This window comes from Haloterrigena gelatinilytica (assembly GCF_013342145.1).
In the GTDB taxonomy this organism is placed as follows: domain Archaea; phylum Halobacteriota; class Halobacteria; order Halobacteriales; family Natrialbaceae; genus Haloterrigena; species Haloterrigena gelatinilytica.
This window is the reverse complement of record NZ_JABUQZ010000001.1, coordinates 4,205,097-4,221,156: the sequence shown is the minus strand read 5'-3', so window position 1 is coordinate 4,221,156 and position 16,060 is coordinate 4,205,097. Positions and strand designations below refer to the sequence as shown.

Below are 16,060 nucleotides of genomic sequence, written 5' to 3'. Positions count from 1 at the left end.
GTAGCGAGGACGCTCGCCGCCCCTGCGACCGCCCCCGTTTTCGCGTTCGGAGGCGCCGGCATCCCACCCGATCCATGTCACTCGCATCCTACGAACTCCACGAACGGCTCGATCGACTCTCGTCCGCAAGCGCCGACCGAGACATCCTCGTCAGCCTCGCCGTCCCGCCCGAGGAGACGATCGGCGAGGCCCGCCGGCCCGTCGAGACCGACTACGCGGAGGCGAGCCAGCTCGACGAGCGGTCGTTTCCGAAACCGCTCACCGACGCGCTGGAGACCGTCCGGAGCGAACTGAACGAGTACGACGAGATCCCCGAGAGCGGGCTGGCGATCTACGCCGGCGTTCCCGACGGCGACCTCGTGACGGCCGTCTTCGACGACCTGCCGGTCCCCATCGACGAGTCGATCTACCGCCACGCCAACGAGTTCGACCTCGAGCCCCTCGAGGACGTCACCGAGCCGGAGTCGACCCACGGCCTGCTGGTCGTCGAACGCGGCGGCGCCGCGCTGGGCGTGCTCGACGACGAGGGCGTCGAACCGCTCGAGAGCTTCGAGAGCGAGGTCCCCGGGAAGTCGAGCGCGGGCGGCCAGTCCGCCGAACGGTTCGAACGGGACCGCGAGCGCCAGAAGCGGGAGTTCTTCGACGAGATCGCCGATCGTGCCCGACGGACGTTTCTGGGTGACGACCCCGTCGACAGCATCCTGCTGGGCGGAACGACGGGCACCGTCGAGACGTTCCGAGATGAGGCCGACCTCGATCACCGCCTCGAGGAGCGGATCAACGGCGAGTTCGCCGTCGAGTACGCGACCCAGCAGGGCCTCGAGCTGCTCGCGGAGAAGGGCCAGGAGACCCTCGAGGAACGCGATCGGGACGACGTTCGAGAGACGCTCGGCGAGTTCTTCGATCGGGTCGGCGACGACGACGATCCCGTCGCCTACGGCCGCGAGGAGGTCGACGACGCCCTCGCGTTCGACGCGGTCGAGACGCTGCTGCTCTCGACGGACCTGGAGGGCGCGGACTTGCAGGAACTCGGGGAGCGAACCGAACAGCAGGGCGGCGAAACCGTCGTCGTTCCCGACGACTTCCCCGACGGCACCCGGTTCGCCGAGGCGTTCGACGGGGTCGGAGCGCTGTTGCGGTTCCCGATCGACTGACGGCTCGCAGAAGGCGCGGCTGTCGGGACGTCCGGAGCTGAACCGATTCGGTCGCAGATCCCGGCGTGTTTTCGAGCGGAACGTTCAGACAGCGATGAGCTAGATCCTCGAGAGACCGAATTCTTAACTACCGGAGTCGCCATTGAGGTAGTAATGGATGGTCCAAATTCCTTTGGGGAAATACTTTTAGTGGAAGATAATCCGGGAGACGTCCGGTTGACCAAGGAGCTGTTGAAAGAGACCGGGTACGATCCGACCGTCCACGTCGTCTCCGACGGCCCCGACGCACTGGAGTTCCTCTCTCGGCGCGGCGACTACGCCGACGCTCCGCGACCGGACGCGATCCTCCTCGATCTCCACCTCCCGCGGATGGACGGGACGGACGTGCTCGAGCGGATGGACGACGACGTCAGGGACGTTCCGGTGATCGTCCTTTCGGGCGCACAGCGAGACCAAGAATTCGAATCCGACGAGATCGAAGCCGTCGTCGACGCTCGCGTGCAGAAGCCGCTCGATCCGGACGAGTTCGACGCGATCGTGCAATCGCTGTCGGAACAGCCCGCCGAGTGATCGCGCCCGGTACCCGCGAACCCTAAAATCCGCGCGAATGCAGGCACTACGCGCTTTACTCGCAGCCGGGGACCGTCCAGTATGTGTGCGACCTTCAGCGACGACGACGTCGGAAAACCCGTCGAGCGGGCCGACGGAAAGGTGATCGGGACCGTCGACGCGATCGAGGGGGACCGAGCCCGGGTCGAGCCGGCACCCGACGCGCTCGACTCGATCATGGCCCGGTTCGGCTGGGGCGATACCATCGATCCCTTCGTCCTCGAGGCCGACGCCGTCGACGCGGTCTCCGATACCCGAATCCATCTGACGGAGGAGTTTTCGACCGGGAAGACGGGAACGACGGCCGCGGACGAACGATCCGAGAGCCGCCAGGATAACCCGCAGAACCGCCCGGATCAGTAAGGAAGGAAAACGGACCCGTCCGACGGGCGCCGCACCCGCCGAGCGTGGCCACTAGTGTCCCTGACGATTGCAGGCACCACTGGCTTCCCGCGAGTGGTGGTAGCCTCACGCATGTGTGCAACGTTTTCGAACGACGACGTCGGCAAGTCCGTCGTGAACGGCAACGGCGAGGCGGTCGGCGTCGTCGCGTCGGTCGAAGGGGACGTCGCTCACGTCAGACCCGAAACGGCCGCCGTCGACTCGGTCAAGTCCTCGATCGGCTGGGAGGGCGTCGCCGACGCCGCGCACCCGCTCGATACCGATTCCGTCCGCGAGATCACCGACGACGCCGTCCGACTCGAGGGCGAGTTACCGTCCGTCGATCGACAGGAGCTCGAGGCGGCCGTCGATTCGAACACCGGCGACGACGCTGGCGAGGAACGAACCGAACCCGCCGGCGGCTCGGCCGGGACCGAGGAGACCGAGATCGCCGAGGACCTCCGCGACGAGACCGGCGAGGACACCCTCGAGGAGACGGACGCGATCGACGAGCGCGAAACGACCGCACCCGACGAGCCCGAAACAGGGCGCGACCGGGCGAGCGATCGCGGCCTCGAGGCCGATCCGACGGAGCTAGCCCGCCAGGAGCGCGAGGGCGGTACCCGGGCCGGAGCGTCGGTCGAGCCGACAGACGATTTCGAGTCGACCGACGCCGCCGTCGATCCGGACGCGGAGCTGGAATCGACCGACGCTGCGGTCGATCGTGACGACGATTTCGAATCCACCGACGCTGCGGTCGATCGAACCGGCGAGCCGCGACGGACGGACGCCGCGGTCGATCCCGGCGAACAGCCCCGCGGAGCGGACGTCGATCCGACGCCCGACCCCGACCGCGACGCGGAGGCGGAGCGCGGCGGGCCGACGACCGAAGACGCGGGGAAGACGGACCTCGAGGACGATCTCGAGACGGAGCGGCTGAGCGACCGGAGCGAGGACGAGGACGAGGACGCCGACGGCGACCGGCGCAGAGACTGACGCGGGCACCGACCGGGAACGTCGGTTCGAACGCCGTGTCTCGCCGGCCCGGACACTATGGGCCGCCGGCTGATAGGAAGCCTATGTTCGGTCGAGACAGCGAGAGCGGAACCGACGGTATGGACGGTATCGACGTCGCCGGTGCGGGAAACGATCGGTCGATCGTGTTCGTCCACGGCGCGATGTTCACGCGGAAGATGTGGCTCCCCCAACAGCGGGCGCTATCGTCCGAGTACCGAGTCGTCACGTTCGACCTGCCGGGCCACGGCGCCTACGGCGACGAGCAGTTCCGGATGGAACCCGCGGTCGAGCGCCTCGAGCGCGCCATCGAGGAGCACACTGACGGAACGGCGGTAGTGGTCGGGCTCTCGCTGGGCGGCTACGTCGCGACGGAGTACGTCGCCCGCCGTCCCGAAACGGTCGACGGGCTAGTTCTGTCCGGCTCGAGCGTGAACCCCGTCGGCGGGATGGAGACGCTCACGCGGGCGACCGGGGGGATCTCTCGGCTCGCCACGAAGCCCGACATCGGCTGTCGAGCCGTCGAAAAACTCGGCTACCGCTGGGTGCGCAACCGCGATCTCCCCGCGGACATCGAGCGGGAGATCATCGACTCGGGCATCTACCCGCGGGAGTTCGGCAACGCGGGACCGTTCGTCGCGGGCGAGGACTTCCGAGGGAAGCTGTCGACCTACCCCGGGCCGACGCTCGTGCTCAACGGCGAGAACGACAAGCTCATGCGCCGCGGCGAGCGGGAGCACGCGGCGGCGGCCCGGGACGGCCGCGTCGAGGTGCTCGCCGGCGTCGGCCACATCTGTAACCTCCACCGGCCGGAGACGTACACGGACCGCGTCCGAAACTTCGTGCGACAGCGCGTCGCCGCGCGGCGCTGAGTCGGCGGCCGCCGGTCAGCGCTGGAAACGAAAACGAAGACGGAGACGGAGACGATCGAAAACGGGTCGGAGAGACGAGGACGGACCGATCAGGAACGGCGTTCGCCGACCATATCGCGGACGCGACCGGGGAGACCGAGGACGGAGATCCCGAAGCCGAACAGCACCATCAGCACGTAGACGCCCAGCGTCGAGGTCCAGACGACGAGCATCGCGAGGATCGCCCAGCCGCCCTCGAGGAAGTAAAACGCCCCGATGGACATCGCCGTCCCGTAGAGCAAGACGAGGTACGGCCCCCAGTCGGTGGCGTGGCCCCGTCGCTGCTTCCGGCGGACGTAGCGCTTGAGTTCGCTCTCGAGGGACTCCTTCTCGACGGTGCGGCGTTCGACGTTGTCCTCGAACGAATCAACTCGATCGCGCAGGCGTTCGATCTCCTCGCGAAGCGCTTCGGGATCCTCCGATCGATCCCGCGTGCGGGCGCTTCGACGGCGGCTCGATCCCGCCTCCGCCGATCCCGTAGCCGTCCCTGCGTGATCGTCCGTCGCCCCCTCGTCGGCACCCGTGGCGTCGTCGGTCATCGCTTCTGTCGAAAACTGTCGATGTCCGGGACTTTGTAGCTGCCGATCCACTTCACGGTCGGCGAGGACCGCGTTGAGGACGGCGCCGAAGACGAGGATGATCGCGCCGAGGTACAGCCAGGCGAGCACGAGAAAGACGGCCCCGAGCGCGCCGTAGACGACGTAGTCGCCGGCGAACGCGGCGTAGAGGGAGAACGTCCGGCTCAGGACGTACCAGCCGACGGCGGCGACGAGCGTCCCCGGCAGCGCCTCCCGGAGGTCGACGTCGGCGTCGGGGAAGACGACGTACAGCGGCAGGAAGGTCGCGGTGAGGCCGAGCAGGACGAAGATCGGGCCGACGATCGTCGCCCCCAGAAACGGCACGTACCGGATCAGCAATTCGAGGGCGGCGACGAGCCCGAGTCCGCCCGTTATCACGAGGAAGACGATCATCGCGTCCCAGGCGGTGTCGAGCAAGGACTTCGAGCCGGCGGTGCCGTACACCTGCGAGAAGGCCCGATCGAGGCCGCGGAGCACGCGGCTCGAGCCCCACAACAGGCCGAGCGCGCCGGCGACGGTCGCGCTCTGTCGGCCGGTGTCGTCGAGGACCGTCTCGGCGAGCAGTTCCCGAGCCGACTCCGTGAGGACGTCGGTGGCCGCGGCCGTCAGCCGTTCGGCCAGCGCCTCGCCGCCGATCGAGGCCGCGAGCCCCAGGGCGAGCAACATCAGCGGCACGAGCGAGATGAACCCGTAGAAGGCGACGCCGGCCGCCAGCAGCGTCAACTGCTCGCTGCGAGCGAGGCGGAGAGCGTCGCCGGCGAGTTCGAAGTCGAACCTGCGATCGAGCACGTTCCGGTAGTAGCGACGGCCAGCGCCATATGCGACCGTGTGGCACTGGCTTGCACACTCGTCGGTACCGTCACGGATCGTGACGGAATCGTCGATCAACGCACGTTGCGTCGAGCCCTCGAGACCCGAACGTTCTTCTAGCTGTCATATCAATTGCGCGTATGGATCAACGACGGTGCCCGGATTGCGGCGTGACGATGGAACCGGTGCCGGTGCGCGACGGCGAGAGCATGGGGCTCTCGATCGCGACCGGCGAGCGGGAGGGGCTGCTGGGCAAACTCGGATTCAAGAACAGGGCGAAACTGCAGGGCGTCTGCTGTCCCGAGTGTCAGCTCGTCCGGCTGTACGCCGAGGAGGGGTAATGGGTCGAGTCGAGTCGGAGAACGGCGGGGTCACTCGAGACTCCCTTCGGTCGCCGCCCGAATTTCGCCGACGCTCGCGTCGGTCTTGAACGTCGTGCCGCCGTAGTGGGCCGGCGAGGCCGCGTAGCCGGCCTCGCGCAGGTCGTCCAGAAAGTCGTCCATCGCGTTCGCGGGCAGCCCCCAGTTCTTGCAGAGCTTGTGCTGGTCGTAGTGAGTCGGTTCGTCGAGTTCGGCCTCGAGGGTCTCGCAGAGTTCCCGCGCCTTCTCGGCGGTGCCGAACGCGTCGGGGATCGCCGACCGGACCGCGGCGACGAACTCGGTGTCCTGCACGGGGCCGAGCCAGACCGGGCCGGCGGTGAGCAGGCGGGTGCCGCCGCAGTGGGGACAGCTCTCGAGCGGGTCGGCGACCTGTCCGTGCTCGGTCTCGCGGTAGAGGCAGTCCTCGCAGTGATAGATGTGCCCGAGGTGCTCGAGGGCGGCGTCGGCCGCGCTCGCCTTCCGGTCGAGTTCGAGGTAGGTCCGGACGTAGTGGCTGGTCGCGTGGGTCAGGATCGGCTCGACGCCGACGTCGAAGCGGGCGCCGCTGCGGGCGAGCGCGGAGACGAGGATCCGGACGCCCATCTCGGGGTGGTAGTCGGTGTTCTGGGGAACCGCGCTGTAGGAACGGACGCCGCTGTTGAAGTGAGCGCCACAGAGCGGCGCGGTGTCGGTCGCCGTCACGCAGAGGAGGTCCCGACAGCGCGCGAAGGCCGCGTCGGCGAAGGGCATCGGCGTCCCGTAGGGGTCGAGGTCGATCACGTCGAACATCTCGTCGTGCATGAGCGCGTTGACGTTGCGGTGCTCGACGCGCGCCTCGTCCGCGAGGTCGTTTCGCTCGAGGTTCTCCCGCGCGAGGTCGACGGCGTCTGCCTCGAGATCGCAGCAGGTGACGTCCCAGCCGTCGGCGGCCGCGCGGATTCCGCGGACGCCGCTGGCGGTCATCGCGTCCAGGTAGCTCTCGGCGCGCTCCTCGCGCTCGCGGAAGGTCCGCAGCGTCGCGATCGTCAGGTCTCGGTTCAGCTCCTGTCTGGGGTTGTAGAACACCGACTCCTCGACGCCCTCGGTCTGTTCGCCGGGGACCTCGAGATCGATCCCGCCCTCGGTGACGCGCATACCCCCTGTCGACGGGCGACCGCGAAAAACGCCGTGGTCTGTGTCGGGGTCGCCGTCCCCTCGACCGGAACTCGCGGCGAGTGTCCCTCTCGGTAGTAATCGCTGCTTACCGGGCGTCTCCGCTGTTTTGTAGGGTTTTCTCGAAGCGCCCATTCGAGATACGCTCGTCCATCAACCTCCGATAGAACCGCGAAATCGTCGTTGAAAGCGGCGCTTTCGTTACCGACTCAGTGGAAAACGTTTTGTACCCGACGGTGCTGTCGTTCGAACAGCAATGGTTTGGGTTAGCATACCACAAAATGGCGGGCGATCGCGTGCCGACGCGACCGCGACGGATCGAACGGAGCGGATCCGTCCGTGATCGATCCGTCGGCCGACGATCGCCTCGAGGAGACCGCGCGCGATCGCTGCGCGCGGGGGGAGACGGACGACGATCGGCTCCGGATCGCCCTGTTGAACGCGGCGCACAAACGCGAGAGCACGCGGCGGAACTTCGAGCGGGAACTCGACGCGGAGCTCGTCGAGTTTCACTGTCCCTCCGGGGAACTCCCCGACACGTTCGCGTTCGACGCCTGCGTCGTCACCGGCTCGAGCGCCTCCGTCTACTGGGATCGGCCGTGGATCGGCGCGTTAAAGGAGTGGGTCGGCGAGGCCGTCGCGGCCGGCCTGCCGTTTCTGGGCGTCTGTTACGGCCACCAGCTGCTCGCGGACGTCCTCGGCGGCCGCGTCGAGGACATGGGCGAGTACGAGATCGGCTACCGGGCCGTCGAACACGACGGGACGAGCCGCCTGCTGACCGGCGTCGACGAGGGCTTCACCGTCTTCACCACCCACTCCGACCGCGTGGCCGCGGCGCCGCCGGACGCGACGGTGTTCGCCCGGAACGAGTACGGCATCCACGGCTTCCGGCGGGACCGCGTCTTCGGCGTCCAGTTCCACCCCGAGTACGACATGACGACGGCCGAGCGCGTGACCGCCGGGAAGGACGGCGACCTCGAGCCCGAGCGGATTCGGGCCGTCCTCGAGGACATCGACGCCGAGCGCTACGAGGCCGCCTGCGAGGCCAAACGGCTGTTCGACAACTTCGTCGGGTTCGTCCGCGAGCAACGATCCGTCGAGCGCGGCGCCGACGTCGTCGGTACCGATGCCGCCGCGACCGTCGAAGAGACGTTCGTCGACGCCGACGCGACTGGCGCCGCGACCGAATCACCCATCGAGTCGTCGGCCGACTCGAGCCGATCGTCCTGAGTCGTTCCTCGGGTCGGTCGTCCTGCGTCATCGCCTCGGCTCGAGCCGAGCCAAGCCGAGGCGCGGCCGCGAGCCGAGTCGCCGCTGCGGGCTGTTCGAACCGGTTCGAAAACGGATCGGGCCGGCGTCAACGCGGCTCACTCGTCGCGATCGGCGACCGCCGGCAGCGTCACCGAGAACGTCGAGCCCTCGCCGGGCTCGGCGTCGACCCAGATCTCGCCGCCGTGGCGCTCGACGATCCGCTGACAGAGCGCGAGTCCGAGCCCGGTGCCGTCGTACTCCTCGCGGCCGTGGAGCCGCTGAAAGAGGTCGAAGACGCGGTCGGCGTCGGCCGGGTCGATGCCGATACCCTCGTCCGCGACCGAGATCGTCCACTCCGCGTCGGCCTGCTCCGAATTGGTCCGCTCCGAACTGGCCCGCTCCGCGTCGGCTCGCTCCGCGGTAACGCGGACCCGCGGCGGCTCGTCGCCGCTGTACTCGAGCGCGTTCGACACCAGGTTCTGGAAGAGTTGGCGCAACTGGTGGACGTCGCCCTCGACGCGGGGCATCTCTCCGACGTCCACCGTCGCGTCGGTCTCTTCGATCTGCAGTTCGAGATCCGTCAGCACGTCCGCGAACACCGCCTCGAGATCGACGGGTTCGAACGGATCGCCCTGCGTCTCGATCCGCGAGTACTCGAGCAGGGCGTCGATCATCTCGCGCATCCGCTCGGCGCCGTCGACCGCGTAGGCGATGAACTCCTCGCCGTCCTCGTCGAGGTCGTCGCCGTACCGGCGCTCGACGAGCGAGAGGTAGCTCGTAATCATCCGCAGTGGCTCCTGTAAGTCGTGACTGGCGGCGTAGGCGAACTGCTCGAGCCGTTCGTTCGACGCCTCGAACTCGCGGTTAGCCGTCTCGAGTTGTTCGACCGTTTCGTCGAGTTCCGCCTTGATCCGTCGCAGCTCCCCGTTGCGCCGTCGAATCTCGAACGCGCGGGTTTTGGCCAGCGCGTCGTGGATCCCGACGCCGAAGCCGGCGACGCTGCCGAACGCCGTGAGGACCAGCGCCGCTCGGAACGGTTCGCTGACGCTCTCGGCCGGCTCGAGCTGATAGAGCACGAGGATGCCGAGCAGCAGTCCGGCCCCGCCGATCGCCCAGCGGCCGATCGTGGGGTAGTACTCGGGACGGATGTCGGTCCGCGGCAACCGATAGCCGGCGTAGAGCAAGATCAGCCCGGGGACGCCGATGAAACTGGCGACGAGCGCGACGTTCGACGTCGAGCCGCCGTCGGTCAGTCGCTGGGCCGCCCACGCGACCGCGAAGGCGACGTACAGCGCGCCGAGGAGTGTGATCGTCACTCGGCCACCGATTGCGGACGAAACCCTGGTCCGACTGCCCATTGGTGCTACTGGGGTCGGACGCTATTTTTGGCTTGCGACGAGGCCCCTCGGCGCTCGGCACGACAACCAAACCGATTTTACAGTCGGGCGCACAGTTGCGGTCGTGCCGGAGGCCAACCCAGTCGAGCGATGGCAGGCGGACCTCGAGGAGACCGGCGAACTCACCCCCGAGATCGTCGACCGGATCTCCAAGGTCCACGGCGACCGCGGGGTCCGCGCGATCGAGGCGGTCGGCGAGAATCGGGTGAAGGCCTACCGCGATTTCACGATCGTCGTCGGCTACGACGACGAGTACATCGTCGAGGACGGCGGCTGTACCTGCAAGGACAGCGAGTACAACCTCGATGCCGACGAACCGACCGAGCAGTGCTGGCACGCCCTGGCCGTCGCCATCGCCCGCCGGGTCGGCCACGTCGACTACCACGACATGTGGTACTCGGAAGTTCGCGAACTGCTCTGAGACTCGTATCCCTATCATGCAGTGGCGCGCGCTGAACTGCGTCGAACGAAGCGTGAGACGCAGTTCGAAGTTGTGCGAGGGATGAGCGAACGACCAACGGGAGAGAGCGAATCGGCTGGGGAGGGAGTGGCAACCCCCCGCTGCCACGGTAGCAGATCAGTTCTCGAGTCGTCCTCCGCTTACCCCTCCGAGTCGCCTCGTTCGATACCGACTCGTTACAGGCCGCGATGATGACCTCGGGGTCGTCGATCAGCCGGTTTTCCATGTAGTTGCCCTTCCCCTTCCCGGCCCACTTGCGCTCCTGGTCGATGATCGAGAGGAACTCGAGCTCCGAGAGGATATCGCGGATGCGGCGCAGCTTCAGGTGTTCGGAGCCATCGCGGTCGCAGAGGCGCTTGTAGAGGTCGTACACCTCGTTGGTCGTCACGGGCGCGTCGTCGCCCTCCTTCTGTTGGGTCAGCAGGGCCATCGCCTCGAGGACGAGTTTCGCGTGGCTGGGGCTCTTGGAGATGAGTTCGGCCAGCCGGCTGGTCTCCTCGCGCTCGTGGGCCTGGTCGACGCAGGACTCTGTGACGGTCTCGAGGGCGTTCTCCTCGGCGATCTCGCCGGCGAAGCGGAGGATGTCGATCGCCTTCCGCGCGTCGCCGTGTTCCCGAGCCGCGAGCGCGGCCACGCGCGGGATGACGCCGTCCTCGAGGACGCCCTCGTGGAACGCGTCCGACCGGGAGCGCAGGATTTCACGGATCTGGGTCGCATCGTAGGGCGAGAAGACGTACTCGCGTTCGCAGAGGCTGGACTTGATCCGTTCGTCCAGCGAGTCCTTGTAGCGGACCTTGTTCGAGATGCCGATGACGCCGACCGTGCTCTCGGTGAGTTTGCCGGATTCGACGGCTCTCGAGAGCTGCATCAGGATGTCGTCGTCCTCGATCTTGTCGACCTCGTCTAAGATGATCAGGGCGACGTCGTAGCGGGTGTCGACGATGTGCCACAGCCGCCGGTAGTACTCGGCCGTGCTCAGCCCCGAATGGGGGATCGAGACGTCGGTCTCGGCGTGGTCGTTGAGCTGGTGGCCGGCCGACTGGACGGCCTGGGTCTCCGTCGATTCCTGCAGGCAGTCGACGTACGCGACGCCGATCGAGACGTCGTTACCCTCCGCGCGTTCGATGGCCTGGTTCGTGATGAACTTCGAACAGAGGGACTTCCCGGTTCCCGTCTTCCCGTAGACGAGCACGTTGTTCGGCGTGTTCCCCCGCGTGGCCGGTTTGATCGCGTTCGCGAGGTTCGTCAGTTCGTCCTCGCGGCCGATGATCCGGTCGCCGTCCGGGAGGTGCGAGACCTGCAGGAGTTCCTTGTTCCGGAAGATCTCGTTCTCGCTGCCGAAGTAATCCATCGAATCCGACATTCAGGTACTAGGGACAGTACGCCGGAGCACCTTAAACGCTCGGAACCGCAGTGCCGCTGTATAGACGGGATTCCCTCGAGAGCGGTTCTGAAATGTAACAATTACACCCCGGAGTGCCGCTGTATAGGCGGCGATGCATCGCTCGGTTCCGCTGTATCGATTTCGGAACTCCCGGGGCGACCGTCGAGGGACGGCCGCGCAGGGAACCCCGGAGTGCCGCTGTATAGCTGTGGCCACACCCCGCGGTTCCGCTGTATAGCCACGTCGAGTCACCGGGTCACCCGTCGGGAGACCCCGGAGTGCCGCTGTATGCCGGTGGGTCACACGCGACCGGTTGCGCCCGCTCGACCGGAACGGAGACGGAGTCACACGGCCGTCATCGGGAGGATCGGGAACGACCCGACGAACGGGGCGGATACCGTAGTTCCGCTGTATCCGATAAAAAGAGTTTCTATAGGAACTGCACCGGTCGGTTTCCACACCGCGGTGCCGCTGTATCGGTGTGGCGGTGGGTGTCGACTCGAAGCGGAGGTCGGGAGGGGACACTCGCGAACCCACCGCGGTGTGGAAACCAGTTACTGACGCGCGGCGAGCGTACCGACTACTGACGCGCGGCGAGTGTACCGACACGGACGGCGACGGGAACGACAATCGACTCGACAGCGCCAGTTTCGGGAAAATTCTCCATAGATCGTCCCACAGAACTGCCGGTCGAAGCGCCGCGACGAACACGGCGATCGAGGCAGTAACCGGAACAACGAGCGGATCGACGGTCTCGGCCGCTGATCCGGAACGAGGAGCCGATCCAGAACGAGGAGCCGATCCAGAACGAGGAGCCGATCCGGAACGAGGGGTGGAGTTCGCCTCGAGCGGCGAACCTTCGTCCAATACCGATTGGACGATAGTTCGTCCAATACACTCAATGGGCGTTGACACAGATATAGTATTTAATAGTGGTGATTAGCTTTGGCTTCGAAACGGTAACTGAAAGTGGTCCAACAGTCGCTCTCAACGGATTCCGGCGTTTTCTCGAGCGACGCGGGATCTCCCGGACCTATACAGCGGCAACGAGGGGTGTGTCTCTCGAGTCCACCCCGCCCTCGTCCAGGTCAAGAACGGAGACCAAACACCAACGAACGGCAACCGAACAGCCGACCAGCAAGCAGACAAGCGAGCAACGATCACTCGAGTTCTCTCGAGCAGTCGAGCCGCGATTACTCCTCGGCGCAGATCTCGACGAAGTTCCGCAGGATCTGTAACCCCGTCTCCCCGCTCTTCTCGGGGTGGAACTGCGTGCCGAAGACGTTCCCTTCCTCGTTGGCGACGATCGAGGGGAACTCGCGTTCGTAGTCGGTCGTCGCGACTGCCGCGTTCTCGTCGTCGGGAACTGCGTAGTAGGAGTGGACGAAGTAGGCGTAGTTGCCGTCGACCCCCTCGACCAGCGGGTGATCGCGCTGAACGTCCAGTTCGTTCCAGCCCATGTGGGGCACCTTCTGGCCCTCCGCGAAGCGGACGTTGGTGCCCGGGATCAGATCCAGCCCCTGGACGGCCGACTCGCCGTCGTTCTCGCCCTCTTCGCTGGTCGTCAGCAGCATCTGCATGCCGAGACAGATCCCGAACAGCGGGGTGCCGCTCTCGGCGACCGCGAGGAGATCCTCGCGGAGCGGGTCGGCGTTCTCGACGCCCTCGCGGAAGGCGCCGACGCCGGGGAGGACGACGCCGTCCGCGTCGGCGAAGGCGGCCGGATCGTCGGTGATTTCGACGTCGGCGCCCGCGCGCTCGAGACCGCGGGTGACGCTCCGGAGGTTCCCCAGGCCGTAGTCGACGACGACGACCGAGGCGAGAGACTGCTCGCTGGAAGTCGAAAGCGTGCTCATACCGGTACTCGGTGGGGCGCGTTGAAGTCAATTACTGTTCGCGCAGTCTCGAGCAGTCCCGAGTACAAATTCCGACTGCTCGAGCGCTGACGTGCTACGCTAGCGATCGGGAGTACAACCGTTCAGAAGCCGTCGAGTCGCGTCTGCCCGCTGTCGCCGTCGCCGACGTCCGCCAGCTCCGCCGCCCGCTCGAGCGCGTTCTCGAAGGTCTCCTCCTGGCTGCGGTCGTACAGCGTCGCCGCCGGGTGGACACAGAGGAGGACTCGCTGTGGCGTCCCGTTGATTCGAACCTCCTCGAGCGAGCCGGCCTCCTTGGTCACCGCCACCGAGCGCCCGAGCAGGTGCTCGCTGGGTACCTTCCCCAGCGTGACGATCACGTCCGGATCCAGCCGGTCGATCTCGGTCTCGAGGTACCCCCGGCAGTTCGCGAGTTCGTCTTTCGTGGGGTCGCGGTTCTCCGGCGGCCGACAGCGCACGCAGTTGGTGATGCGGACGTCCGTCCGATCCAGACCGACCGTCCGCAGACCGTCGTCGAGGACGGTGCCGCTGCGTCCGACGAACGGTTCGCCCTGTTCGTCCTCGTTGGCGCCGGGCCCCTCGCCGACGAACAGCAGGTCGGCGTCCTCGGGCCCGGCGCCGTTGACGATCCGGCTCCGCGAGTCCACGAGTTTCGGACAGCGCGTACACTCGGTCACGCAGAGGCCGTCCATCGCTTCCGACTCGTCCATACGGTCTGAGACAGGCGGTCGCCTCCTACGTCTTTCGGGTCTCCGCCGGAGTACCAATGAAACAGAAGTGGCGCTCTGCCGTCGACTCGACGACGAATATCTCGGTGAAAGCCCCTTTCAGTCCCACCCTACGGCGGGTGGTCGGGTCTGCTATCGTACATCTCGGCTCCGCCAAGTTACGTCGTATCGTTTTCCTCTCCCTCGAGCGATCCGACGAGCGAATCGCCCGCTCGAGCCGCCGTGCTCGCGACCCGAATCGGCTCCGGGCGCCCGCCGTCGGGCGTGAACGCGCGCACGACCGCGGCGGCCTCGTCGCGATCGCAGCCACGATGGCGCACGTAGACGGTCTCGTCGTTGACCGACAGTTCGCGCCGATCCGGAAGCGAGCGATACGTCTCGAGGCGCCGGTCGAGTTCCCGTCCGGAAAAGGCGTCTCGGAGGCCGGCCTCGAGACCGTCGCTCGCCTCGAAGGTGACGGCGATCACCGGCCGATCGGCGGCCTCTTGGACGCGAGACGGGTCGAGAAAATTGTACCACGCGGGTGCGACGGCGCCGAGCAGGACGTACTGGACGTCGGGTCGACCCAACTCGGCGACCAGTTCCACAGCGGCCTCGGTCGCGTCGGTGCCGCCGACGGTACACCGACGGTACGCCAGTCCGTCGAGGACACGGTCGGCACGGACGACGGCACCGGCGAGCGTGCTTCGGTCCGCGTCACGACGAAACGACTCGGCGATGCCCAGCGCCCGCACCCCGGGCTTCATCAGCCTTCGTCTTTGATCTCCTTGAGCCGATCGAGCAGTTCGTCGCTGGACGCACCGTTTTCGAACTCGATCGTTCCTTCGTGGCTGTTCTCGTCGGATTTTACCGCGTCGTCGTCATCAAAATCAGCGTCGACTTCCTGTTGCTCGGATTCGTCGTAGCTCCCGAATCCCATACAGTGATCACTTCGGGCTTCCGAGTGAAAAATCTCGTGGTTACCTGTTTATCTGCGTTTATGTCGTCGCTAGCGGACGCTGTGGCCGTCGGTCCGCATCCGTTCACGCTCCGAGCGCAACTCGCGACGGGAGCGAGCAACCGCGACGACACCGTTTTTGGGGCCAGCGCTCGAGCCATCCGGTATGGAGGTCCATCACGTCACCGAGGACGCGGAGACGTTCACCTGCAACGCATTCCTCGCGGTCGGCGAGGACGGAACGGCGACGCTGGTCGACGCCGGCGCGTGGGACGGCGTCGTCGACGAGATCCGACGCCACGCCGACGACGTCGACAGCGTAGTCGTGACCCACCAGCACGGCGATCACGTCGACCGACTCGAGGCCGTCGTCGAGGCCTTCGATCCCGACGTCTACGCCTACGACGACCACCCGACCCGCACCGACGCGATCGAGGACGGGGACACCGTGACGATCGGCGACGAGGCCTTCGACGTCGTCTACACGCCCGGCCACGCCGACGACCACGTCTCCTTCGTCTCCGACTCGTCGCTGTTCTCGGGCGACGTGGTCGTCCACGACGACGGCGCCTTCGACTACGGCAGCTTCGGCCGCACCGACATGGCCGGCCAGTCCCGCGAGCGGCTCATCGAGAGCATCGAGGACCTCCTCGAGCGCATGCCCGCGGACGTCGAACACATGTACGCCGGCCACGGCGGCGTCTTCCACGGGGACGTCCGGGACGTCGTCGAGACGGCGCTCGAGCGAGCGGAGAAGCGCGAGCCGAAGTATCCCGACGACTGACGGAGCCGAGTACCCGTTTTGCGCGCGACCGCCATTTCGATGGCATAGATATCGCTTGAAGGGACGCAGTCGCCACTCGAGGGGCAGTGCTGAGAGAACGAAAACGGAGAGCCCGCGTTATGCGGCGCGCGGTTCCTTCGCCTTGGGACGGAGCTTCTTGTAGCCGCACTTGCGACAGCGGTCGGCTCCCGAGGAGTTGCGGGCGTTACAGCGCATGCAGATCATCTTCTCGAGCGTTCGTTTCTCGGCGGCGTCGAAACTTGGCATACCGGCCCGT

Annotated in this window: 17 protein-coding genes and 1 pseudogene; 9 read left to right on the top strand and 9 right to left on the bottom strand. The window is 66.7% G+C overall.

All coding sequences use genetic code 11. The features are described from left to right. The first annotated feature begins 74 nt into the window (after window positions 1-74). From HTZ84_RS20860 to HTZ84_RS20840, 5 genes are all read left to right on the top strand, one after another. Complete coding sequence (locus HTZ84_RS20860; protein ID WP_174682427.1) at window positions 75-1,154, top strand: Vms1/Ankzf1 family peptidyl-tRNA hydrolase; 1,080 nt, start codon at window positions 75-77, stop codon at window positions 1,152-1,154. Window positions 1,155-1,307: 153 nt separating this feature from the next. Beyond that, window positions 1,308-1,724 (top strand): response regulator, encoded by a 417-nt coding sequence (locus tag HTZ84_RS20855; RefSeq protein WP_174682426.1) that lies wholly within the window; start codon window positions 1,308-1,310, stop codon window positions 1,722-1,724. 81 nt (window positions 1,725-1,805) lie between these two features. Next, entirely contained in the window at window positions 1,806-2,126 is a 321-nt protein-coding gene (locus HTZ84_RS20850; RefSeq protein WP_174682425.1) for a hypothetical protein, read from the top strand. A gap of 111 nt (window positions 2,127-2,237) precedes the next feature. Further along, on the top strand, window positions 2,238-3,140 hold the full coding sequence (locus HTZ84_RS20845; protein ID WP_174682424.1) for a hypothetical protein: 903 nt from the start codon (window positions 2,238-2,240) through the stop codon (window positions 3,138-3,140). Window positions 3,141-3,223: 83 nt separating this feature from the next. Further along, window positions 3,224-4,030, top strand: a complete 807-nt coding sequence (locus HTZ84_RS20840) for an alpha/beta fold hydrolase (RefSeq protein ID WP_174682423.1) — start codon at window positions 3,224-3,226, stop codon at window positions 4,028-4,030. An 89-nt stretch (window positions 4,031-4,119) separates the two neighbouring features. On the opposite strand, the gene HTZ84_RS20835 is transcribed toward HTZ84_RS20840, so the two are convergent. After that, window positions 4,120-5,436, bottom strand: coding sequence for a YihY/virulence factor BrkB family protein (locus HTZ84_RS20835; protein ID WP_174682641.1), 1,317 nt, complete (start codon window positions 5,434-5,436; stop codon window positions 4,120-4,122). 161 nt (window positions 5,437-5,597) lie between these two features. Here HTZ84_RS20835 and HTZ84_RS20830 point away from each other — a divergent pair, with 161 nt between their 5' ends. Beyond that, window positions 5,598-5,798, top strand: coding sequence for a hypothetical protein (locus HTZ84_RS20830; RefSeq protein ID WP_174682422.1), 201 nt, complete (start codon window positions 5,598-5,600; stop codon window positions 5,796-5,798). Window positions 5,799-5,828: 30 nt separating this feature from the next. Here the strand turns inward: HTZ84_RS20830 and HTZ84_RS20825 are convergent, their stop codons facing one another. Then, window positions 5,829-6,950, bottom strand: a complete 1,122-nt coding sequence (locus HTZ84_RS20825; protein ID WP_174682421.1) for a tRNA (guanine(26)-N(2))-dimethyltransferase — start codon at window positions 6,948-6,950, stop codon at window positions 5,829-5,831. A gap of 444 nt (window positions 6,951-7,394) precedes the next feature. Here HTZ84_RS20825 and HTZ84_RS20820 point away from each other — a divergent pair, with 444 nt between their 5' ends. After that, entirely contained in the window at window positions 7,395-8,198 is an 804-nt protein-coding gene (locus tag HTZ84_RS20820) for a type 1 glutamine amidotransferase (protein WP_174682640.1), read from the top strand. 137 nt (window positions 8,199-8,335) lie between these two features. Here the strand turns inward: HTZ84_RS20820 and HTZ84_RS20815 are convergent, their stop codons facing one another. After that, the gene (locus HTZ84_RS20815) at window positions 8,336-9,577 is read right to left on the bottom strand and encodes a sensor histidine kinase (RefSeq protein WP_174682420.1); all 1,242 of its coding nucleotides are present in this window, start codon (window positions 9,575-9,577) and stop codon (window positions 8,336-8,338) included. 103 nt (window positions 9,578-9,680) lie between these two features. Here HTZ84_RS20815 and HTZ84_RS20810 point away from each other — a divergent pair, with 103 nt between their 5' ends. Then, entirely contained in the window at window positions 9,681-10,037 is a 357-nt protein-coding gene (locus tag HTZ84_RS20810; protein WP_174682419.1) for a hypothetical protein, read from the top strand. Between the two features lie 208 nt (window positions 10,038-10,245). On the opposite strand, the pseudogene HTZ84_RS20805 reads toward HTZ84_RS20810, so the two are convergent. From HTZ84_RS20805 to HTZ84_RS20785, 5 genes and pseudogenes are all read right to left on the bottom strand, one after another. Further along, a pseudogene (locus HTZ84_RS20805) lies at window positions 10,246-11,439 on the bottom strand (Cdc6/Cdc18 family protein); the annotation flags it as partial. A gap of 1,214 nt (window positions 11,440-12,653) precedes the next feature. Further along, a complete protein-coding gene (gene hisH, locus HTZ84_RS20800; RefSeq protein ID WP_174682418.1) occupies window positions 12,654-13,316 on the bottom strand; it encodes an imidazole glycerol phosphate synthase subunit HisH in 663 nt (220 codons plus the stop codon). A gap of 122 nt (window positions 13,317-13,438) precedes the next feature. After that, a complete protein-coding gene (locus tag HTZ84_RS20795) occupies window positions 13,439-14,044 on the bottom strand; it encodes a uracil-DNA glycosylase (protein WP_174682417.1) in 606 nt (201 codons plus the stop codon). A gap of 176 nt (window positions 14,045-14,220) precedes the next feature. Then, the gene (locus tag HTZ84_RS20790; protein ID WP_174682416.1) at window positions 14,221-14,808 is read right to left on the bottom strand and encodes an endonuclease dU; all 588 of its coding nucleotides are present in this window, start codon (window positions 14,806-14,808) and stop codon (window positions 14,221-14,223) included. Beyond that, entirely contained in the window at window positions 14,808-14,981 is a 174-nt protein-coding gene (locus tag HTZ84_RS20785) for a DUF5786 family protein (protein ID WP_174682415.1), read from the bottom strand. Before HTZ84_RS20785 ends, HTZ84_RS20790 begins: the two co-directional genes overlap by 1 nt. A gap of 184 nt (window positions 14,982-15,165) precedes the next feature. On the opposite strand from HTZ84_RS20785, the gene HTZ84_RS20780 reads away from it, so the two are divergent. Further along, window positions 15,166-15,783, top strand: coding sequence for an MBL fold metallo-hydrolase (locus tag HTZ84_RS20780; RefSeq protein ID WP_174682414.1), 618 nt, complete (start codon window positions 15,166-15,168; stop codon window positions 15,781-15,783). Window positions 15,784-15,900: 117 nt separating this feature from the next. On the opposite strand, the gene HTZ84_RS20775 is transcribed toward HTZ84_RS20780, so the two are convergent. After that, window positions 15,901-16,050, bottom strand: a complete 150-nt coding sequence (locus HTZ84_RS20775; protein WP_174682413.1) for a 50S ribosomal protein L40e — start codon at window positions 16,048-16,050, stop codon at window positions 15,901-15,903. Between the last annotated feature and the right edge of the window lie 10 nt (window positions 16,051-16,060).